Annotated in this window: 17 protein-coding genes and 2 pseudogenes; 3 read left to right on the top strand and 16 right to left on the bottom strand. The window is 71.7% G+C overall.

Features of this window, described 5'->3' with window-relative positions:
• Window positions 1-42: 42 nt before the first annotated feature.
• From QFZ64_RS07605 to QFZ64_RS07615, 3 genes and pseudogenes are all read left to right on the top strand, one after another.
• The gene (locus tag QFZ64_RS07605; RefSeq protein ID WP_307071613.1) at window positions 43-948 is read left to right on the top strand and encodes a 5'-3' exonuclease; all 906 of its coding nucleotides are present in this window, start codon (window positions 43-45) and stop codon (window positions 946-948) included.
• A 59-nt stretch (window positions 949-1,007) separates the two neighbouring features.
• Window positions 1,008-1,849: pseudogene (locus tag QFZ64_RS07610) on the top strand (siderophore-interacting protein).
• A gap of 23 nt (window positions 1,850-1,872) precedes the next feature.
• Window positions 1,873-2,823 carry an RluA family pseudouridine synthase gene (locus QFZ64_RS07615; protein ID WP_307063636.1) on the top strand — a complete coding sequence of 317 codons (951 nt, stop codon included), beginning with the start codon at window positions 1,873-1,875 and terminating at the stop codon, window positions 2,821-2,823.
• Here the strand turns inward: QFZ64_RS07615 and QFZ64_RS07620 are convergent.
• The 16 genes and pseudogenes from QFZ64_RS07620 to QFZ64_RS07695 form a co-directional block, all read right to left on the bottom strand.
• Window positions 2,820-4,292, bottom strand: coding sequence for a cytochrome P450 (locus QFZ64_RS07620; protein ID WP_307063640.1), 1,473 nt, complete (start codon window positions 4,290-4,292; stop codon window positions 2,820-2,822). The genes QFZ64_RS07615 and QFZ64_RS07620 overlap by 4 nt on opposite strands.
• Before the next feature lie 86 nt (window positions 4,293-4,378).
• Window positions 4,379-4,999, bottom strand: a complete 621-nt coding sequence (locus QFZ64_RS07625; protein WP_307063642.1) for an ATP/GTP-binding protein — start codon at window positions 4,997-4,999, stop codon at window positions 4,379-4,381.
• The gene (locus QFZ64_RS07630) at window positions 4,980-5,408 is read right to left on the bottom strand and encodes a DUF742 domain-containing protein (protein ID WP_307063644.1); all 429 of its coding nucleotides are present in this window, start codon (window positions 5,406-5,408) and stop codon (window positions 4,980-4,982) included. The genes QFZ64_RS07625 and QFZ64_RS07630 overlap by 20 nt, the downstream gene beginning before the upstream one ends.
• Window positions 5,405-5,812 (bottom strand): roadblock/LC7 domain-containing protein, encoded by a 408-nt coding sequence (locus tag QFZ64_RS07635; protein WP_006141728.1) that lies wholly within the window; start codon window positions 5,810-5,812, stop codon window positions 5,405-5,407. Before QFZ64_RS07635 ends, QFZ64_RS07630 begins: the two co-directional genes overlap by 4 nt.
• On the bottom strand, window positions 5,809-7,407 hold the full coding sequence (locus QFZ64_RS07640; protein WP_307063648.1) for a sensor histidine kinase KdpD: 1,599 nt from the start codon (window positions 7,405-7,407) through the stop codon (window positions 5,809-5,811). The genes QFZ64_RS07635 and QFZ64_RS07640 overlap by 4 nt, the downstream gene beginning before the upstream one ends.
• 418 nt (window positions 7,408-7,825) lie before the next feature.
• Window positions 7,826-10,635: pseudogene (locus QFZ64_RS07645) on the bottom strand (DEAD/DEAH box helicase).
• A gap of 141 nt (window positions 10,636-10,776) precedes the next feature.
• Window positions 10,777-11,727 carry a twin-arginine translocase subunit TatC gene (gene tatC, locus QFZ64_RS07650; RefSeq protein WP_307063651.1) on the bottom strand — a complete coding sequence of 317 codons (951 nt, stop codon included), beginning with the start codon at window positions 11,725-11,727 and terminating at the stop codon, window positions 10,777-10,779.
• Window positions 11,728-11,774: 47 nt separating this feature from the next.
• The gene (gene tatA, locus QFZ64_RS07655; RefSeq protein ID WP_307063653.1) at window positions 11,775-12,059 is read right to left on the bottom strand and encodes a Sec-independent protein translocase subunit TatA; all 285 of its coding nucleotides are present in this window, start codon (window positions 12,057-12,059) and stop codon (window positions 11,775-11,777) included.
• 275 nt (window positions 12,060-12,334) lie between these two features.
• Complete coding sequence (locus QFZ64_RS07660; RefSeq protein ID WP_307063655.1) at window positions 12,335-12,520, bottom strand: hypothetical protein; 186 nt, start codon at window positions 12,518-12,520, stop codon at window positions 12,335-12,337.
• Window positions 12,521-12,534: 14 nt separating this feature from the next.
• The gene (locus QFZ64_RS07665; protein ID WP_307063657.1) at window positions 12,535-12,810 is read right to left on the bottom strand and encodes a hypothetical protein; all 276 of its coding nucleotides are present in this window, start codon (window positions 12,808-12,810) and stop codon (window positions 12,535-12,537) included.
• Window positions 12,811-12,905: 95 nt separating this feature from the next.
• Window positions 12,906-14,006 carry a YafY family protein gene (locus QFZ64_RS07670; RefSeq protein ID WP_307063659.1) on the bottom strand — a complete coding sequence of 367 codons (1,101 nt, stop codon included), beginning with the start codon at window positions 14,004-14,006 and terminating at the stop codon, window positions 12,906-12,908.
• A 5-nt stretch (window positions 14,007-14,011) separates the two neighbouring features.
• Complete coding sequence (locus QFZ64_RS07675; RefSeq protein ID WP_307063661.1) at window positions 14,012-15,022, bottom strand: YafY family protein; 1,011 nt, start codon at window positions 15,020-15,022, stop codon at window positions 14,012-14,014.
• Between the two features lie 285 nt (window positions 15,023-15,307).
• Entirely contained in the window at window positions 15,308-15,688 is a 381-nt protein-coding gene (locus tag QFZ64_RS07680; protein ID WP_307063663.1) for an FKBP-type peptidyl-prolyl cis-trans isomerase, read from the bottom strand.
• Between the two features lie 81 nt (window positions 15,689-15,769).
• Window positions 15,770-16,780: an FKBP-type peptidyl-prolyl cis-trans isomerase gene (locus QFZ64_RS07685; RefSeq protein WP_307063666.1), complete on the bottom strand. Its 1,011-nt coding sequence runs from the start codon at window positions 16,778-16,780 to the stop codon at window positions 15,770-15,772.
• A gap of 201 nt (window positions 16,781-16,981) precedes the next feature.
• A complete protein-coding gene (gene pafA / locus QFZ64_RS07690) occupies window positions 16,982-18,343 on the bottom strand; it encodes a Pup--protein ligase (protein WP_307063669.1) in 1,362 nt (453 codons plus the stop codon).
• A 9-nt stretch (window positions 18,344-18,352) separates the two neighbouring features.
• A complete protein-coding gene (locus QFZ64_RS07695) occupies window positions 18,353-19,612 on the bottom strand; it encodes an MFS transporter (protein WP_307063671.1) in 1,260 nt (419 codons plus the stop codon).
• Window positions 19,613-19,700 lie beyond the last annotated feature (88 nt).

A 19,700-nucleotide genomic window follows, 5' to 3' on the forward strand; every position in this document is an offset into this window, starting at 1 on the left:
CGCGTCCCGCCCCGTACTCTGCGGGGCGTGACCCGACGTCTCATGCTTCTCGACACCGCCTCCCTCTACTTCCGCGCCTACTTCGGCGTCCCGGAGTCCCTGAAGGCCCCGGACGGCACGCCCGTCAACGCCGTGCGGGGGCTGCTCGACTTCATCGACCGTCTCGTCAAGGACCACCGCCCCGACGACCTCGTGGCCTGCATGGACGCGGACTGGCGGCCCGCCTGGCGCGTCGAGCTGATCCCCTCCTACAAGGCGCACCGCGTCGCCGAGGAGCGGCCGTCCGGCCCGGACGCCGAGGAGGTGCCCGACACCCTCTCCCCCCAGGTCCCGATCATCGAGGCCGTCCTCGACGCCCTCGGCATCGCCCGCGTCGGCGTCGCCGGTTACGAGGCGGACGACGTGATCGGCACGTTCACCGCCCGTGCCACCGGCCCCGTCGACATCGTCACCGGCGACCGCGACCTGTACCAGCTCGTCGACGACGCCCGGGGCGTGCGCGTGCTGTACCCGGTCAAGGGCGTCGGCACCCTGCTGCTCACCGACGAGGCCGTGCTGCGCGAGAAGTACGGCGTGGACGGGCGCGGCTACGCGGACCTCGCCACGCTGCGCGGCGACCCCAGTGACGGCCTGCCCGGCGTGCCCGGCGTCGGGGAGAAGACGGCCGCGAAGCTGCTCGCCGAGTTCGGTGACCTGGCCGGCGTCCTCGCCGCCGTGGACGACCCGAGGGCGAGGCTCACGCCGGCCCAGCGCCGCCGGCTCACCGAGGCCCTGCCGTATCTGGAGGTGGCGCCCAAGGTGGTGAAGGTCGCCGACGACGTCCCCCTGCCACAGGTGCCGACCGCGCTGCCGCACGCGCCGCGCGACCCCGAGATGGTGGACGCGCTGGCCGCCCGCTGGGGCCTCGGCGGCTCCCTGCAACGGCTGTTGACGACGCTCAGATCGTGAACGCGCGCTGGGCGAGTGTTAACTTAGGTAAGCCTTAGCGATGAGACAGGGAGGCCGTCATGGCTGAACGCCCCGCACGCAAGCCCCGCAAACTCCACACCGGGCAGGTGATCCGCACCGAGCGGCTCACTCCGCACATGCAGCGGGTGGTGGTGGGCGGCGAGGGTCTCGCCGAGTTCGGCACCGGCGGCTGCACCGACCACTATGTGAAGCTGCAGTTCCCGGTCGAGGGCGTCAGCTACCCCGAGCCGTTCGACCTCCAGCGCATCCGCGAGGAGTACCCGCGCGAGCAGTGGCCGGTGAGCCGTACGTACACCGTGCGCGCCTGGGACCCGGAGACCCGCGAGCTGACGCTGGACTTCGTGATCCACGGCGACGAGGGGCTGGCCGGTCCGTGGGCCGCCCACGCCCGGCCCGGTGACCTGCTCCGGTTCGGCGGCCCCGGCGGCGCCTACGCCCCCGACCCGGACGCCGACTGGCATCTGCTCGCCGGGGACGAGAGCGCCCTGCCCGCCGTCGCGGCCGCCCTGGAGTCACTGCCCGACGGCGCCGCGGCGCACGCCTTCCTCGAGGTGTCCGGGCCCGAGGAGGAGCAGAAGTTCGACTCCGACGCGCAGGTCACCTGGCTGCACCGCGGCGACCGCCCGGTCGGCGAGGCGCTGGTGGAGGCAGTGCGGGCGCTGGAGTTCCCCGCGGGACGGATGCACGCCTTCGTGCACGGCGAGGCCGGCTTCGTGAAGGAGCTGCGCCGACTGCTGCGGGTGGAGCTGTCGGTGCCCCCCGCGAGGACCTGTCGATCTCCGGCTACTGGCGGCTCGGCCACAACGAGGACGGCTGGCAGGCCTCCAAGCGCGAGTGGAACGCTCAGGTGGAGGCGGAGCAGGAGACCGCGACCGCCTGAGCGCCGGCCGTACGCTGGGGCGCGTGAGACGCCGCCGACCTGTTCCGCCCGCCCCGCTGCCGCAGCGCGAGGGCGTCGACCCGGTGCGGGTGCGGCTGCCGCGGGTCGATCCGCGGGGCGGCGCCCGCGGATCCGTGCGGGACCATCTGGTGGCACGGCTCGCGGCCGGGGACGGCGTCGTCGACGCCATGTTCGACGCGGGCGCGTTCGTCGGCGCCGACGGACGCCCGCTCGCCCCGGACACCGCCCACGTGCCCGGCATGTACGTGTGGTTCCACCGCGATCTGCCCGCCGAGGAGCGGGTGCCGTTCGACGTCGAGGTGGTGTACCGCGACGCACACGTCGTCGTCGCGGACAAGCCGCACTTCCTGGCCACCACCCCGCGCGGCAGCCACGTCGCCGAGACCGCGCTGGCCCGGCTCCGCCGCGAGCTGGACATCCCCACGCTCACCGCCGCGCACCGGCTCGACCGGCTCACCGCCGGGCTGGTGCTGTTCACCGTGCGGCCCGAGGAGCGGGGCGCGTACCAGACCCTGTTCCGCGACCGCCGGGTGCACAAGGAGTACGAGGCCCTCGCCGCGTACGACCCCGACGTCGCCCTCCCCCGCACCGTGCGCAGCCGCATCGTGAAGGAGCGCGGCAGCCTGACGGCGCGGGAGGTGCCGGGCGAGCCCAACGCGGTGAGCCGCGTGGAGCTGTCGGACCACGAGGGCACCGTCGGGCGGTACCGGCTGCTCCCCCGCACCGGGCAGACCCACCAGCTCCGCGTGCACATGTGCGCGCTGGGCCTGCCGATCCTCGGGGACCCGCTCTACCCGGTGGTGGAGCCGCCCGCGGCGCCCGGTGACTTCTCCCGGCCGCTGCGGCTGCTGGCCCGCGCCCTGGAGTTCACCGACCCGGTGACGGGACGGCACCACGCCTTCCGCAGCACCCGCGAGCCGGCGCCCCCGGATCCCGGCCCCCAGGCCTCCTAGGCCCCCCGCCACCAGCGCAGGAACCGCTGCCACACGCCGAGCCGCAAGGTGGCCTCCGGTACCGGCGCCGTCACGGCCGCGGGCGCGGGCGCGGTCGGCCTGGTCTCCGGCGGGGCCGCGGCCGCCTCCCGCCGCGCGGCGGACGAGGTCTCCGGTGCCGGAAGCTGCCGGAACGCGGGGCGCCGCTCGACATCCTGCGGGGGCCGGGGCCCGAACCGCACCGGCAGTTCCGCCAGGTGACGCGAGGCGATGGACTCCGTCCACCGGAGCTGGTCCTCGGCGCAGGCGAGCCGTACGTCCGGCAGCCGCATCAGCAGGGCGTCGATCCCGGCGTCGGCGATGGCACGCCCGATCTCCTGGCCGGGGCACTCGTGCGGCCCGCCGCCGAAGGCGAGGTGGGAGCGGTTGCCCTGCATGTTGGCGGCGAGATCGGGACGCACCCGGGGGTCGACGTTGCCGGGCGCGATGCCGAACAGCAGCCCGTCGCCCTTGCGGATGCGCTTGCCGCCCAGTTCGGTGTCCTGCTTGGCGAAGTAGCCGAGCACCGTACTGAACGGCGGCTCGTCCCACAGGGACTGCTCCACCGCCTCGGGGACGGTCATCTGGCCGCCGCTGAGCTGGGCGCGGAACCGGGGGTCGGTGAGGATCACCCGGAGCACGTTGGAGATGAGGTTGACGGTGGCCTCGTAGGCGGCGATCAGCACGAGCCGCAGGTGCTCGCGGATCTCGTCGTCGGTGAGTCCGGCCGGGTGGTTGATGAGGTGGCTGGCGATGTCGTCCTCTGAGCGCGCGCGGCGGCGCCGGGTGAGCCGCTCCAGGGCGTCGACGATGTACTGGTTGCTGGCGATGGCGGTGTCGGTGCCCTTGAGCATGTCGCGGGCCGCGTGCACCATGCGGTCGTCGTACTCCTCGGGCATGCCGAGGACCTGGCACATCACGGCCATGGGGAGGTGCTCGGCGAACTCGCCCACCAGGTCGGCTCGGCCGTCCTCGCAGAAGCGGTTGACCAGGCGCTGGGTGGCGCGGTTGATGTGGCGGCGCAGCGCCCGGTGGTCGATGATGCTCAGCGCGCCGTTGACGGCGCCGCGCAGCCGCAGGTGTTCGTCGCCCTCGGCGTGGGAGCAGATGGGCTGCCAGGCGATGTGCGGCATCAGCGGGTTGGCGGGGTGGACCTCGCCGTCGAGGAGGGGCTTCCAGACACGGCTGTCCCGGGTGAACTGGGAGGGCGAGCGCACCATGTGCAGGTTCTCGCCGTGGCCGAGGACCACCCACACGGGTACGTCGTCGTGCAGCAGGGCGGGGGCCACGGCACCGTGTTCCTCGCGGAGTTCCTCGTACAGGTCCGAAAGGTTCTCCGCGCCGGGGCCGTAGAGCCGGCGCAGCCCGTCCGGGCCCAGGGCGTGGGCGGGGCAGCCCGGCGGGGGGCCCGCCGTGTCCGTGCCGAACGTGGAAGGGGATTCAGGCGTCACGGTGATCGCTCCGAAGCTGAAAATCTGAGAGGAAGGGCTGGGAAGGAGGCGGTCCGGGGGTGCGGCGGCCGGACGGGGCACGCCGGTCAGACCGGGGTGCGCCTGGTGGCGAGGGTGTGCAGGAAGTGCATGAGGGTCATCAGCACGTCCCGGCTGGAGGCCCGGCGCCGTACGTCGCACTCGATGATGGGCACCCACTCGGCCAGGTCGAGGGCCGCGCGGAGCTCCGGTGCCGGGTAACGGGGCGCGTCGGGGAAGGAGTTGACGGCGACCACGAAGGGCACGCCGCGCTCCTCGAGCCGCCCCATCACGTCGAAGCTGACCTCCAGGCGGCGGGTGTCGATGAGGACGACCGCGCCGAGCGCACCCTCGAACAGGCCGTTCCACAGGAACCAGAACCGTTCCTGACCGGGGGTGCCGAACAGGTACAGCACGAGCTGCTCCGTGATGCCGATGCGGCCGAAGTCCATGGCGACGGTGGTGGCTGTCTTGCTGTCGGAGCCGAAGTTGTCGTCGACCCCGATACCCGCCTGGGTCATGGTCTCCTCGGTGGTCAGCGGTTTGATCTCGCTGACGGAGCCGACCATGGTCGTCTTGCCGACCCCGAAGCCGCCGACGATCACGATCTTCACGGCGGCCTGGGTGGTCTGCGGCAGGTGGTCCTCGACCCGTGGGCCGGGGACGGTGTCAGAGTTTTTGAAGTCCATGCATCACCGCTTCGAGGAGGGATCGGTCGGGCACGATCTGCCGGACGATCGGCGCGCGTGCCTGGACCAGGTCCGCCGCCATCAGCTCGGTGAGCAGGATGGTCACGACGCTGAACGGCAGACTCAGGTAGGCCGAGATCTCGGCCACGGACAGGGGGGCCGCGCACAGCCGGAGCAGGGACACCTGCTCCGGTGTGAGGGTCGGAGGCGGGTCCTCGGCGGCCACGACGAGGGTGACGAGGTCGATCGAGGCCCGCTCGGCCCCGGCGGCCGTGCCCGTGAGGGAGTACAGCCGCTCGGGGTTGGGAACCGCCGGTTCCCCCTCGGTCCCCGCCGCCGGGGCGGCCGGGGCGGGCTCGGGGGTGGACGGCTCCAGGGGCGTGCGCCTTCGGCGTTGGGGAGGAGTCATACGGTCTGCCCGTCACGCCGGGGCGGACTGGTCAGATGGGAGCCGATCCGGAGCACGAGGTCGCGCATCCGGGTGCTCATCATCCCCGGCTCGGTCCGCATGTCGGAGAGGACGGCGAGATAGGCGTTGGCGCCGGCCGCCATGAGGTAGAAGTAGCCGCCGTCGACCTCGATGATGACCATGCGCATCCGGCCGTCGCTGACGTGGATCTCCCCGGCCACGGCGCCGGCCAGGCTCTGCAGTCCGGCGCAGGCGGCGGCGACGCGGTCGGCGGTGTCGGGGTCGCCGCCGTGGCGGGCGATGCGCAGACCGTCGGCGGAGAGGACCACGATCTGCTGGACGCCGGGCACGCCGTCGGCGAGGTCCTTCAGCATCCAGTCGAAGTTGGCACGCTGCGAGATCACTTGAGGTCCCCCTCGTTGCCGGCCTCGGCGTCGGCCGGTTCGTCTTTCCTGGTGAACGCGTTCGGGTCCGGGTCGCTCTTGAGGCCCTCCATGAAGGCCTCGACCCACATGCCGGGCAGCGGCTCCTCCTTCTCCGGCGCGGCCGCGGCGGCCCGGGCGGCCGCGGCCCGCGCCTCCTTCTCCGCGCGTTCCTTCTCGGCCCGTTCGGCCGCGGCGTAGGTGTTGAGGATGTGCTCGTCCAGGGGAATGCTGATGCGGCTGCGGCGCTGCGGGAGGCCGTTGGGCGTCCACTCGGTGACGACGGGGACGTCCTCGTCGTAGTCGTCCTCGCCCGGGATGCGGGGGCCGGTGGTGGGCCTGCGGTTCTTCTTGTTGGCCGAGCCGACGTCGACGCCGTCGTTGTCCAGGGTGGAGCGGGACTGCACGCCGACGCCGTGGGCGACGCCGAAGGCGGGCTCGTCGGTGACCATGACGTGCGGCAGGACGAGGACGGCGCGGACGCCGCCGTAGGCGGACTGCCGCAGCGAGACCTGCATGTTGTACGCGGTGCACAGTCGGCCGACGACGGCGAGGCCGAGCTGGGGGCTGTCGGCGAGGCCCTGGAGGTCCTCGGCGCGCTTGGCCTCCTCGATGATCCGCTCGATCCGGGCGCGCCCCTCGGCGTTGAGCCCGGTGCCGGAGTCCTCGATCTCGACGGCGATGCCGGACTGCACCTCGTGCGCGGTGACGTGCACCTTGGTGTGCGGGGGCGAGTAGCGGGTGGCGTTGTCGAGGAGTTCGGCGGCGGCGTGCAGGATCGGCTCGACGGAGATGCCGCGGATGTTGACCTTGGCGACGGAGTGCAGCTCGATGCGGCGGTACTCCAGGATGCGGGAGAGCGCGCCGCGCAACACGCTGTAGAGCGGCACCGGTACGGGCCACTGCCGGCCGGGGCGGCTGCCGCCGAGGACGGCGATGGAGTCGGCGAGCCGGCTGATCAGGGCGTTGCCGTGGTCGATGCGGAGCAGGTCGTCGAAGACCTCGGGGTTGCGGCCGTGGTCCTCCTCCATCTCCCGGACCTCGTTGGCCTGTTGGTGGATGATCGCCTGGACGCGTCGGGCGATGTTGACGAAGGAGCGCTGCAAGGAGTCGCGCAGCGTGTCCTCACGGTCGATCACCCTGAGCACCTGGCGGACCAGCAGGCGCTGGGAGTCGGGGAGTTCGCGCCACTCGGGATGGGTGTCGATGATTTCGCGAATCACCTCATCGGGTGAGTACCCGGCCCGCATGCGGTCGAGGGTCTCGGGCACGATCTCCTGGCCGAGCCGGCGGAACTGGGCGTCCTGGGAGGCGACGCACTCGTCCAGTCGGGCGCTCCGCCGGGCCAGTTCGGCACGGAGCGCGCCGGTGTCGCGGCCGCGCCGCAGCGCCTCGGCCGCGGCGAGGACGACCAGGAGCGTCGCGATGCCGCCGCACCAGCCGACGGCGGCCCGGGCCGGCTCCGTCACCACGGCGACGGCGGCCCCGGTCACCGCGGCCATCACTATGGCCGGCAGCAACAGCACGCGTGCGTAGGGAAGTTCACGGCCACCGTGGGGCGATTGAACACTCACCATGTAAGCCCTCTGAGACGAGATCGACTGGGTGTCAGGGGTGTGATGCCGACGTACGGGTGTGATGCCTGCGTACGTGGGTAACTCTCTGGACCAACGGTATGTTTTGGGCATGTTGCGGGAACAAGCGCACGAATACCTCAACTCGGTGCGCCGCGGGCGAGCTTAGTCCGACCGGATCATCGCCGTGTCATATTCAGCGACCACCTGAAATACCCCCTTTCACAGGAGTACGCTCTGCTGATTTACACGGTGCGCACCCGTTCGCACACGTTTCGTAACGGCGTACAGGCATACGAAAACCGCCGCGCTCCCGGTGGTTCACCGGGGAGCGCGGCGGTTCAGTGACGCAACCGAGCCGTTGCGGCGGGAGGACGCGGCCGCGTCCCTGTGGAAGGACGCGGCCGTGTGCTCGTGGGACTCAGCCCACCGACGAGTACGCCACGACGCCCCGCAGCAGCCCCTCGACCGCCTTGCGGGCGTTCTTCGGCACCGTGGATCCCTCGGGCACCGCGGCGGCCTGGATCTGGCCGAGGACGTCGATGACCTGCTTGCACCAGCGGACGAAGTCGCCGGCCGGCATCTCCACCTCGCGCAGCACCTCGTCCAGGCCCTTGCCGGAGGCCCACATGTGAGCGGCCCAGGCGAAGCCGAGGTCCGGCTCGCGCTGGCCGACGCCCTCGGTCTGGCTGATCCGGAACTCCTCCTCCAGCGCGTCGAGCCGGCCCCAGATGCGCACCATCTCGCCGAGCGCCGCCTTGGCACCGCCCGACGGCACCTTCGGTGCCATCGCGTCGTCCCCGGACCGGGACTCGTACACCAGCGCCGAGACGCAGGCGGCGAGTTCGGCGGGGCCGAGCCCCTCCCACACGCCGGCCCGCAGGCACTCGCTGGCCAGCAGGTCCAGCTCGCCGTAGAGCCGGGCGAGGCGCCGACCGTGCTCGGTGACCTCGCTGCCGCGCAGGTAGTCCAGCTCGGTCAGCAGCGCCACGATCCGGTCGAAGGTCCGCGCGATGGTGTTGGTGCGGCCCTCGATACGGCGTTCCAGCTGCGAGGTGTCGCGCAGCAGCCGGTAGTAGCGCTCGGCCCAGCGGGCGTGGTCCTCGCGGTCGTTGCAGCCGTGGCAGGGGTGGGCGCGCAGTGCGGTGCGCAGCCGGGCGATCTCCCGGTCGTCGGCCGCCTGGGAGCGCTGCTTGCGGTGCCGTTCGGCGGGGATGTGCCCGGCCTTGGTGCGCAGCGCGGAGGCCAGGTCCCGGCGGGACTGAGGCGAGCGCGAGTTGAACGACTTGGGAATGCGCATCCGCTCCAGCGGCTCGACCGGGACCGGGAAGTCGATCGAGGCGAGCCGCTTGACCTGCCGTTCGGCGGTGAGGACCAGCGGGCGGGGGCCGTCGTGGTACTCCATGCCGCGGTGGCCGCCCACGCGCCCGGCCGGCAGCCCGGGATCGAGCACGAGGGCGAGGCCCGCGTACTTGCCGGTGGGCACGTGGATCACATCACCGGGGCGGAGCTTCTCCAGGGCGACGGCGGCCTCGGCGCGCCGCTGGGCCGCGCCCTGCCGGGCCAGCTCCGTCTCGCGGTCCTTCAACTCCCGGCGCAGCCGCGCGTACTCCTCGAAGTCGCCCAGGTGGCAGGTCATCGACTCCTTGTAGCCGTCGAGACCCTCCTCGTTGCGCTGCACCTGGCGGGAGATGCCGACGACCGACTTGTCCGCCTGGAACTGCGCGAACGAGGTCTCCAGCAGCTCGCGCGAGCGGTGCCGGCCGAACTGTTCGACCAGGTTGACCGCCATGTTGTACGACGGCCGGAAGCTGGAACGCAGCGGATACGTCCGCGTCCCGGCGAGGCCGGCGAGGTGGTCCGGGCTCATGCCGCGCTGCCAGAGCACGACCGCGTGACCCTCGACGTCGATGCCGCGGCGGCCGGCCCGGCCGGTGAGCTGGGTGTACTCGCCCGGGGTGATGTCGGCGTGCTGCTCGCCGTTCCACTTGACGAGCTTCTCCAGGACCACCGAGCGCGCGGGCATGTTGATGCCGAGCGCGAGGGTCTCGGTGGCGAAGACGGCCTTGACCAGTCCTCGGACGAAGAGTTCCTCGACGACCTCCTTGAAGGTCGGCAGCATGCCCGCGTGGTGGGCGGCGATGCCGCGCTCCAGGCCCTCCAGCCACTCGTAGTAGCCGAGGACGTGCAGGTCCTCGCGCGGGATGGAGGCGGTGCGCTCCTCCACCAGGGCGCGCACCTCCTCGCGCGCGTCGTCGTCGTTGAGCCGCAGTCCGGCGTACAGGCACTGCTGGACGGCGGACTCGCAGCCGGCCCGGCTGAAGAGATGAAGGTGATGGCGGGCAGCAGCCCCGCGGCGTCGAGCCGTTCGATCACCTCGGGGCGGCCCGGGGTCCACACCCGGGTGCGGCTGCGGCGGTCCCGCTCGCGGTCGGCCTCGCGCATCGCGCGGCCCCGTCTGCGGTCGCGGTAGAGCGGGCGGGCGGCCTCCGTGCGGGCCAGTCGCGTCAGGTCCGGGTTGACGGCCTTCTTCTGCCCCTCGCCCTCCTCGAACAGGTCGTACATCCGGCGCCCGGCGAGCACGTGCTGGAACAGCGGCACGGGCCGGTGCTCGGAGACGATGACCTCGGTGTCGCCGCGCACGGTGTCCAGCCAGTCGCCGAACTCCTCGGCGTTGGAGACCGTCGCCGACAGGGAGACCAGCGTCACCGACTCGGGCAGGTGGATGATCACCTCTTCCCAGACGGCGCCGCGGAAGCGGTCGGAGAGGTAGTGCACCTCGTCCATGACCACGTACCCGAGCCCCGTCAGCGTCTGCGAGCCCGCGTACAGCATGTTCCGCAGCACCTCGGTGGTCATCACGACCACCGGGGCGTCGGAGTTGACGCTGTTGTCGCCCGTGAGCAGGCCGACCTTGCCGCTGCCGTAGCGGCGGCACAGGTCGGCGTACTTCTGGTTCGACAGCGCCTTGATGGGCGTCGTGTAGAAGCACTTGCGGCCCTGTTCCAGGGCGAGGTGGACGGCGAACTCGCCGACGATCGTCTTGCCCGAACCGGTGGGCGCGGCCACGAGCACACCCTTGCCGCCCTCGAGTGCCCGACAGGCCTCGATCTGGAAGGGGTCGAGGCCGAAGTCGTACATCTCGCGGAAGGACGCGAGTGCGGTGGCCTGCTCGGCGGCCCGCTTACGGGCTGCCGCATACCGCTCGGCCGGAGAGAGATCCTCTGTCATCGTACTTTCGAGCGTACCGGGCCCCACCGACAACGGGACGATCTTTATCGGGATCCCCGCTCCGACCTGCGGATACGACTGTGGGCCCCACCGTCGTCCCGGTGGGGCCCACAGCCCTGTCCGCCCTCGGTGGTCCGAGGCTCACGTCACGTCGTCGTAGCCGTTGACCCGTTCCGCGGTGGTCTGTTCCGGCAGCACGCGGCCGGCGGTGACCGGCTCGACCTCGTCGATGGACTCGGGCGTCAGATCCAGCTCGGACGCCTCGTCGTCGGCGGGGCCGGACAGTGCGCGGCGGCGCTTGCGCCGGTCGTTGACCAGCGAGAAGGCGACCGCGCCGAAGTACAGGACCCAGATCGGTCCGGCGAGGGCGAGCATGCTCAGCGGGTCGGTGCTGGGGGTGGCCACTGCGGCGAAGACAGTGATGCCCATGATCATGCCCCGCCACCAGCCGAGCATCCGGCTACCGGTGATCACGCCGGTGAGATTGAGCATGACCAGCAGCAGGGGCAGCTCGAAGGAGAGCCCGAAGACGACCACCATGCGCGTCACGAGCTGCAGCAGGTCGTCCAGCGGCAGGAAGTTGTTGACCTCCTTGCTCGGCGTGAACTGGAGCAGCACCTTCGCCGTGGTGGGCAGCACCTTGTACGCGAAGAAGGCGCCGCCGAAGAACAGCGGGGCGCCGGTGAAGACGAAGGCGTAGGCGTACTTGCGCTCGTGCCGGTGCAGTCCCGGCGCGACGAACGCCCAGAGCTGGTAGAGCCAGACCGGCGACGCGAAGACCACACCGGCCGTCAGGGAGACCTGGAGCGCGAGGGTGAACGGGGCGAGGAGCCCGTTGATCGTGATGCGCGCGCACGGGCTGGAGTCGGTGGACTTCGCCAGCTCCTCGAAGCTCTGCTTGCAGCCGACCGAATTGAGGACCGGGTCGGTCAGGAAGTTGATGATGTCGTTGTAGAAGAAGGCGGCGACGATCGTCACGACGACGATGGCCAGCAGTGCCTTCGCGAGCCGGTTGCGGAGCTCGCGCAGGTGATCCGCGAGGGGCATCCGCCCCTCGGGATCCTTCTCCTTCTTGCGGGCAGGCTTGGGCAACCCACGTCCTCATCTCGTGCGGCAGGCCGGAGGCGTCCGGCCGTGCGTCAGCGCTTGGTCGTGTCCGACGGCTCGGTGACCGGGCGGGAGCTGGTCACGTCACCGGGGGCGGCCTGGATGGTGCGCTGCGCGGCGGCCTCCTCGGGGGTCGGCGGGCCGGCCGGGGCGGCGGGCGTCTTGCCGTCGTCCTTCATCGCCTTGGCCTCGCTCTTGAGGATGCGCGCGGACTTGCCGAGGGAACGCGCCATGTCCGGAAGCTTCTTGGCGCCGAACAGCAGGATGATGACGACGAGGATGAGAATGATCTCGGGAGCGCCGAGCCTTCCGAACATAAGTCTCTACCTTCTCACCGAGGCGGGCTGGGGGACGTACTGTGGTCCGACCGTTCGGACAGATGTCCGACTGTCGTCCGCAGCGATCGTAACGCCCAGGGGTAAACGTGAGGCAATCCCTGTGCGTACTCCCGATGCGGCCCGCGCCTCGAATCTCGGGCCGCAGGCCAGACTACCTGCCAATGCCACGGGGGTGACAGGGCTGGCCCCCGCCCCCGTGAACGGCGTAGGGCTGTACCGGTCCGCGGATCCGCCGTGCGGGCGCGGGCATCTCCTCACAGCCGCTCGGCCACCCGGGCCGCCGCCTTCTCCAGATCGTCCGCCGCCCGCCCGATCCGCTGCGCCGCGACGGCCACCTCACGTCCCAGCCGCCCCGCCTCGACGAACACCCGCACGGCGAACACCGCGAGCACCACGAGCCCCGCGAACCCCAGGGCCACCGCGACCATCGCCCAGACCATGTCCGTCCGCCCCCCTAGACCCGGCCGGCCGAGGCCGTGGAGTGCAGGCGCAGCGTCCGCACCCCGCCCCCGACGAGCAGTTCCACGATCCGCTCCCCCGCCGGCTTGCGCACCGCCGCCCCGCACTCGGGGCAGGTGAAGGAGTAGAACGTCGTCCGGTCACTCGCCCCGATCGCCAGCCGCAGCGCGCCCGCGCCCAGCTCGAACCGGGACCGGCAGTCCGGGCAGCCGGCCCGGAACACCACGTCGGCCACTCTGCGCATCCCGGCGAACGCCGTCCGCACGGACACCTCGGGTGTCTCCGCGGCCGGCCCGTACCCCGTGGCTGCGGCTGCACGTCCCGCTTCCGGCTCCCAGGCTGACGTACCCGACCCCGCCGACACGCTCACAGCCCCTGCTCCTGCCTGTCGTACAACCCGTCACCGACCCCGTGCGCCGCCGACACCGCGCCGTGCGGTGCGCCGTCCTGCGGTGCCGCGCCCCGCGCTCCGGAGCCGTTCTCGCCCGCGTCGTCGTACGCCGCGAGTGCCGCCCGCGCCGCTTCCCGCGCGCTGTCCGCGAGGTCCGCCGGCGCGACGATCCGCCCGTCCCGCCCCAGTCGCAGCGCGAGGCGCCGCAGCGAGGCCGGGTCGGGGGTGCGCAGAGTGATACGCAGTCCGCCGTCGTCGAGCTCATCGGCGCTGTCGTGCGGGTAGTACTCGGCGACCCAGCGCCCGCCCGGACCGACCTCGATCACGACCTCGGGGTCCTCGGCCGCGGGCTGGACCAGCCCCTCGGACAGGTCCCTCAGCTCCACCTCCGGCGGCGCGGAGGGCTCGTCCAGGATCCGGATCTCCGCGACCCGGTCGAGCCGGAAGGTGCGGCGTGCCTCGGAGCGGCGGCACCACGCCTCCACGTACGTGTGGCCGACGCTGACCAGACGGATCGGGTCGATCTCACGTTCGGTGACCTCGTCGCGGGCGGGCGAGTAGTAGCGGATCCACAGCCGCCGCCGTTCGGAGATCGCCCGGTCGACGTCGGCGAAGACGCCGCCCTCGGACTCGAACGTCACCGACAGCCGGGAGCTGGCGCCGGCGGCCTCGCCCGCGGCCGTCTCCACCTTGGCGGTGGCGCGCACCAGCGCCAGCCGGTCGCTCTCGCGCAGCCCGGGGAGCGTCGCGACGGCGCGGGCGGCGACCAGCAGCGCCGTCGCCTCGTCGGCGGCGAGCCGCAGCGGTTCGGCGGCCTCGGCGCCCAGCGCCGCCGGGTTGTGCCACCAGATGCGGTCACCGTCGGTGTCGATGTCGAGCAGGTCACCGCCGCGGAAGCTGGTGCCGCACATGGGCAGCACGTCGAGGTCGGAGACGAGCTCCTCCTCGGTGATCCCGAACGCGCGGGCGACGTCCTCGATCCGGGCGCCCGGCCGCTCGCGCAGATACGTCACCAGGGACAGCATCCGCCGGGTCTGGTCGATCGCGTTCACCGGCCGGGCCGGCTTGCCTGCCACTGTCCTCAACGCCCCCCTCGGACCCCGGCCACGGCACGCAGCCGGTCCACCACGTCGGCCCGCAGTTCGGCAGGCTCCACGACCACCACGTCGGGCCCGAACTCGACCAGCCAGGCATCCAGCCCGTGCCCGTACGGAATCTCCAACTCGTCCCAGCCGTTCCCGAGTTCCCGGACCACGGTGGCCTTCGCCCGAAGGGGGTAACCGGCGCCGGACCGCAGCCGGATCCGCGCCGACCGGTCGGTGATCTCCCCGGCCCAGCCCGCGACGGTCTCGCGCACGGTCACCACGTCGGGGACGGGCGCGGTGAACCGGCCCGCCCGGCTGCGCACCCGGCCGGTGATCCGGGAGAGCCGGAAGACCCGCTCGGCGCCCCGGTCGCGGTCGAAGCCTGCCAGGTACCAGTGGCCGCGCCAGCACTCCAGCGCCCAGGGCTCGACCTGGCGGGGCTCGGGGCGGGCGGCGGAGGCCTTGCGGTAGTCGAACACCACGAGCCTGCGGTCGCGGCAGGCCAGCATCAGCGGTTCGAACGCGGCCTCGTGCACGGGGATGCGCGGTTCCAGCGCGCCGTGCGCCCCGTAGGGGTCCACGTCCTCGGGGATGCCGGCCGCGCGCAGTTTCTGCAGGGCCCCGCTGGCCGCGCCCGCGAGGCGGGCCTGCTGCCACACCTTGGCGGCCAGGCCGAGCGCGGCGGCCTCCTCGGCGTCGAGGGTGATGGCCGGCAGCCGGTTGCTGTCGCGGCGGGCCAGATAGCCGACCTCGCCGTCGATATTCTCCACGGTCTCGATGACCAGGCCCAGCTCGCGCAGGTCGTCCTTGTCCCGCTCGAACATGCGATTGAACGAGTCGTCCGCCGTGGTCGTCCCGCCGGACCCGGCGGCCACGCCGTTGCCCGGCCCGAACGCCTCGACATAGGCCTCGATGGATTCGCGCAGCTCGCGCTTGCTGAGCGGCCGCCGCGTCCCGAGCAGACACAGCGCCAGGTTCATCAGCCGCTCGGCCTTGGCAATGGCCATCGACGCCCTACGCCCTTCCCCTATGTGCTTCTGAGCGACGACCGTACCGCTCCATCGTCGCGCGGCAAAAGCCGAGGGCCCGCGCCCGGACGGGCATGGGCCCCGAGTGATCGCGTACGGTCCCGGTTCCGGTCTCGTTCGTGCAGCGACCGGCCGGAACAGGTCGGTCACGACCACCGCGGCACGGGCGGCGGCGAAGCCGTCCCGACGCCACCGGGCACCGGGCACCGAGCACCGAGCACCGAGCACCGGTTCAGCGCGTAACCCGCTCACGGCCTCACGGCGTCAGCGCGACTTCACGGCCACCAGGTCGCAGACGAAGATCAGCGTCTCGCCCGGCTGGATCGCGCGGCCGGCGCCGCGGTCGCCGTACGCCAGGTCCGCGGGGATGATCAGCTGGCGGCGGCCGCCGACCTTCATGCCCTGCACGCCCTTGTCCCAGCCCTGGATGACCTGGCCGACACCGAGCTGGAACTCCAGCGGGGTGCCGCGGTTGTAGGAGGCGTCGAACTCCTCGCCGGTCGAGAACGCCACGCCCACGTAGTGGACCTGGACGAAGTCACCCGCCTTGGCCTCGGGGCCGTCGCCCTCCCACAGGTCCTTGATCTCGAGGTCGGCCGGCGGCTCGCCGCCCGGGAAGTCGATCTCGGGCTTGTCGATGCTCACTTCTCCAGCTCCCGCATGTCGTTAGGGCAGTACAACGGACATCCAACAGACAACGTGGACAGTCTCGCATCTCCCGCCGTGTCACATGGCCGCGAGGATGTCCACGGAGAAGACCAGCGTGGAGTCCTTCTTGATGGCGTCGCCGGCCGGCGGGGTGTCGCCGTACCCCAGGTCCGGCGGGACCACGAGGAGCACGCGGCTGCCGACCTTCTTTCCGGTCAGCCCCTGGGTCACGCCCTTGAGGACCTGTTCCATCTGCGCCAGCGAGAACTGGTTCAGCGACTTGCGCGCGTACGTGGACTCGAACTTCTTACCGCCCTTCCAGACCACGCCGACCATCTGCACCAGCACGGTCTGGTCCTTCTTGACGGCCGGGCCGTCGCCCTCGAGCACGTACGCGGAGACCAGCTTCTTCGGCGGGGCACCCCCCGGAACCTTCACGGACGGCTCCGTGCCGTCCGTGTTCGTGCCCACCGTGGGCAGGGCGGCGTCGCTTCGCCCAACCTTCTCGCCCTTGGCGGAGCTCGTGGCGTTGAACGTCTCCTGGATGTCGATGACGAAGACCAGCGTGTCGGTACCCTTGATGCCCGCCTGGCTGTTGCCGTCCTTGCCGTAGCCCCAGGTCGGCGGGACGGCCGTCTCGATGCGGCTGCCTGTCTTCTTCCCCTCCAGGGCGTAGCGCCAGCCGTCGATGACACCGCCCTGGGCGAGCTGGATGAGCAGCGGCGTCCCGCGGTCGTAGGAGTTGTCGAAGACCTTCCCGGTGTTCCAGATCTGGCCCAGGTAGTGGGCCTGCACGAAGTCGTTCTCGGCGACCGTGCGGCCGCCGCCGGCGATGACCGTACGGACCGCGATGTCCTTCGAGGGGTCCCCGCTGCCCTTGGCCACGGTCGGCTTCTCACCGAACTTCTTCCCCGCGGTGATGGCCGGCAGCGGTCCGTCCACGATCTTCGGCGGCGGCGCGGCGGACGTGGCCGACGCGGAGGGCGAGGGGCTGTCGCCGGTCTTGCTGCCGGAAGAGTCGTCGCCGCAGCCGGCGAGCGTGACCAGCCCCGCGGGCAAGGCGGCGAGAAGGAGGGAGCGTCGGCGCACTTGGGTGCCTCAATCGATCGGTCTTGCGACGGCCTCACCGGCGGCGGGCCGGGTGCCACGGACGGAAGTGCGCGCAACTCTACGACGTGAGAAGGGCGCCGCACGGTTAACGTGCGGCGCCCGTGTGGCGTTCCGGGACCGGGCCCCAGACGCCTTTTCCCACCCGCCGGGTATCACCCGACGGGTATCACCCGCCGGATCTCACATGCCGGCGATCAGCTTCTCCACCCGGTCGTCCACCGAGCGGAACGGGTCCTTGCACAACACGGTGCGCTGCGCCTGGTCGTTGAGCTTGAGGTGCACCCAGTCGACGGTGAAGTCCCGGCGCTGTTCCTGGGCCCGCCGGATGAAGTCGCCGCGCAGGCGTGCCCGAGTGGTCTGCGGGGGAACCGACTTGCCCTCGAAGATCTTCAGGTCGTTGCAGATCCGGGTGGCCTGGCCCTTCCTCTCCAGCAGGTAGTACAGCCCGCGCCGCCGGTGGATGTCGTGGTACGCGAGGTCTATCTGGGCGACCCGCGGGTGCGACATCGTCATGTTGTGCTTGGCCCGGTACCGCTCGATGAGCTTGTACTTCATGACCCAGTCGATCTCGGTACCGATCCTGTCCAGGTCCTCGGCCTCGATGGCGTCCAGGGTGCGGCCCCACAGTTCCAGCACCTGCTCGACGGTGCCGGTGCGGATGCCGCGGCGCTCGCAGAAGTCGAGCGCCTTCTCGTAGTACTCGCGCTGCACCTCCAGGGCGGAGGCCTCACGACCGCTGGCCAGGCGCACCTTGCGGCGGCCGGTGATGTCGTGACTGACCTCGCGGATCGCCCGGATCGGGTTCTCCAGGGTCAGGTCGCGCATCACCGTGCCGGCCTCGATCATGCGCAGGACGAGGTCGGTGGCGCCGACCTTGAGCAGCATCGTCGTCTCGGACATGTTCGAGTCGCCCACGATGACGTGCAGTCGGCGGTAGCGCTCGGCGTCCGCGTGCGGCTCGTCACGCGTGTTGATGATGGGCCGGGACCGCGTCGTCGCCGAGGAGACGCCCTCCCAGATGTGCTCGGCACGCTGGCTGACGCAGTACACCGCGCCCCGCGGGGTCTGCAGCACCTTGCCGGCACCGCACAGCAGCTGCCGCGTGACGAGGAACGGAATGAGGATGTCCGCGAGCCGCGAGAACTCCCCGTGCCGGGCCACCAGGTAGTTCTCGTGGCAGCCGTAGGAGTTTCCGGCGGAGTCGGTGTTGTTCTTGAAGAGGTAGACGTCGCCCGCGATTCCCTCCTCGTGCAGGCGGCGTTCGGCGTCGACAAGCAACCCTTCGAGAATGCGCTCGCCGGCCTTGTCGTGAGTGACCAGTTCGGTCACGTTGTCACATTCGGGTGTCGCGTATTCGGGGTGGGAGCCGACGTCCAGATACAGACGGGCTCCGTTTCGCAGAAACACATTGCTGCTGCGGCCCCATGACACGACACGGCGGAAGAGGTACCGCGCCACCTCGTCAGGCGACAGACGACGCTGTCCCCTGAACGTGCACGTGACGCCGTACTCGTTCTCGAGCCCGAAAATGCGGCGGTCCATGACTGAACATTACGCCCGATCACCCGAACTGAAACGGGGTTGGGCAGTACGGTCTGGATCATTTTCCGGTGAAACCCGGACGACCGCGCCCGGCGCGGGAGCCGCGAGGACCCGCGCGGTGGCGAGCAGCACCAGCAGGGAGACGGCTCCCGCCGCCGCCGGCACCGCGAAACCGGCCACCGCGCCGCCCGCCTGGACCACGGGTCCCGTGAGGCCGGTGCCGAGGGAGGAGCCCACGGTGAACGTCGTCACGAGCCAGGAGAACGCCTCGGTGACCGTGCCGGCCGGGGCGTGCCGGTCGACGAGGAGGAACGCGCAGGCGATTCCCGGGGCCAGGAACACGCCGGAGACCGCCGCCAGCGCCACCATGCCCGGCACGTCCGGCATCAGTGTGAGCGGCAGGTAACAGACCGCCAGCAGGGCGACCAGGACGCGCAGTCGCCGCTCCGGCGTGCTCTTCCATCGCCGCGCCCCGTACACCGCGCCGCCGACGAGGGCGCCGAGGCCGAGGGCGGCCATCAGCCACCCGTAGACGGCGTCGCCGCCGTGGTCGTCGGCGTAGGACACCGCGGCCACGGTGATGGAGCCGAGGGCGACGCCGACGAAGAGGAAGGCGCCGAGCAGGGCGAGCAGGCCGGGCGAGCGCAGGGCGCCGAGCCAGTGCGCCTCCCGCGGTGCCGAGCGCCACGCGCGCGAGGGCGGCGAGGAAACCACCCAGAGGGCGCCCAGCACGCCCAGGACGTTGAGCACGAGCAGCGCGGCCCGCTCCGACCACAGCGACACGCACAGGGTCACCAGGAGCGGTCCGGCGGTGAACATGACCTCCTGGGCGACGGCGTCCATCGCGTACGCCGTGGGCACCTGTTCCTCGCGGCGCAGCACGCTGGGCCACAGGGCGCGCAGGCCGCCCTCCAGCGGCGGGGCGAACAGCCCGGCGACCGCGACGGCGGCGTAGGCGAGCGGCAGCGGGTCGGTGCCGGAGAGGGCGAGGACGGCCATGGCGAGGGCGGAGACGAGCGCGGCGGGGAGCTGCACGCGCGGCTGTCCCCGCAGGTCGACGAGGCGGCCCAGCAGCGGCTGCCCCACGGCATTGGCGACGCCGTACACCGCGGCCAGGACGCCGGCGAGGCTGTAGCTGCCGCCCTGGCCGCGGACGAACAGCACCAGCGCGATCGAGGCGGTGGCGTTGGGCAGCCGCCCGGTCAGGGTGCCGGCCAGCAGGCGCGCGGCGTGCTTCGTGCGGAGGATCTCCAGGTATCCCGCGGCCATGCCGCACCCCTCTCGGCGCTTCCCGGTGTTACGTATAACGTGTCCCCGCATACGTACCATGTGCGCTGTTCACTGGTCCAGACGAAGG

Source organism: Streptomyces sp. B3I8, from assembly GCF_030816915.1.
GTDB lineage: Bacteria > Actinomycetota > Actinomycetes > Streptomycetales > Streptomycetaceae > Streptomyces.

Coding starts and splice junctions, on each gene's coding strand:
- QFZ64_RS07605 (WP_307071613.1), top strand. CDS start 43: ATGCTTCTCGACACCGCCTCCCTCTACTTCCGCGCCTACTTCGGCGTC.
- QFZ64_RS07625 (WP_307063642.1), bottom strand. CDS start 4,999: ATGGACTTCAAAAACTCTGACACCGTCCCCGGCCCACGGGTCGAGGAC.
- QFZ64_RS07630 (WP_307063644.1), bottom strand. CDS start 5,408: ATGACTCCTCCCCAACGCCGAAGGCGCACGCCCCTGGAGCCGTCCACC.
- QFZ64_RS07640 (WP_307063648.1), bottom strand. CDS start 7,407: ATGGTGAGTGTTCAATCGCCCCACGGTGGCCGTGAACTTCCCTACGCA.
- tatA (WP_307063653.1), bottom strand. CDS start 12,059: ATGTTCGGAAGGCTCGGCGCTCCCGAGATCATTCTCATCCTCGTCGTC.
- QFZ64_RS07660 (WP_307063655.1), bottom strand. CDS start 12,520: ATGGTCTGGGCGATGGTCGCGGTGGCCCTGGGGTTCGCGGGGCTCGTG.
- QFZ64_RS07675 (WP_307063661.1), bottom strand. CDS start 15,022: ATGGCCATTGCCAAGGCCGAGCGGCTGATGAACCTGGCGCTGTGTCTG.
- pafA (WP_307063669.1), bottom strand. CDS start 18,343: ATGGACCGCCGCATTTTCGGGCTCGAGAACGAGTACGGCGTCACGTGC.
- QFZ64_RS07695 (WP_307063671.1), bottom strand. CDS start 19,612: ATGGCCGCGGGATACCTGGAGATCCTCCGCACGAAGCACGCCGCGCGC.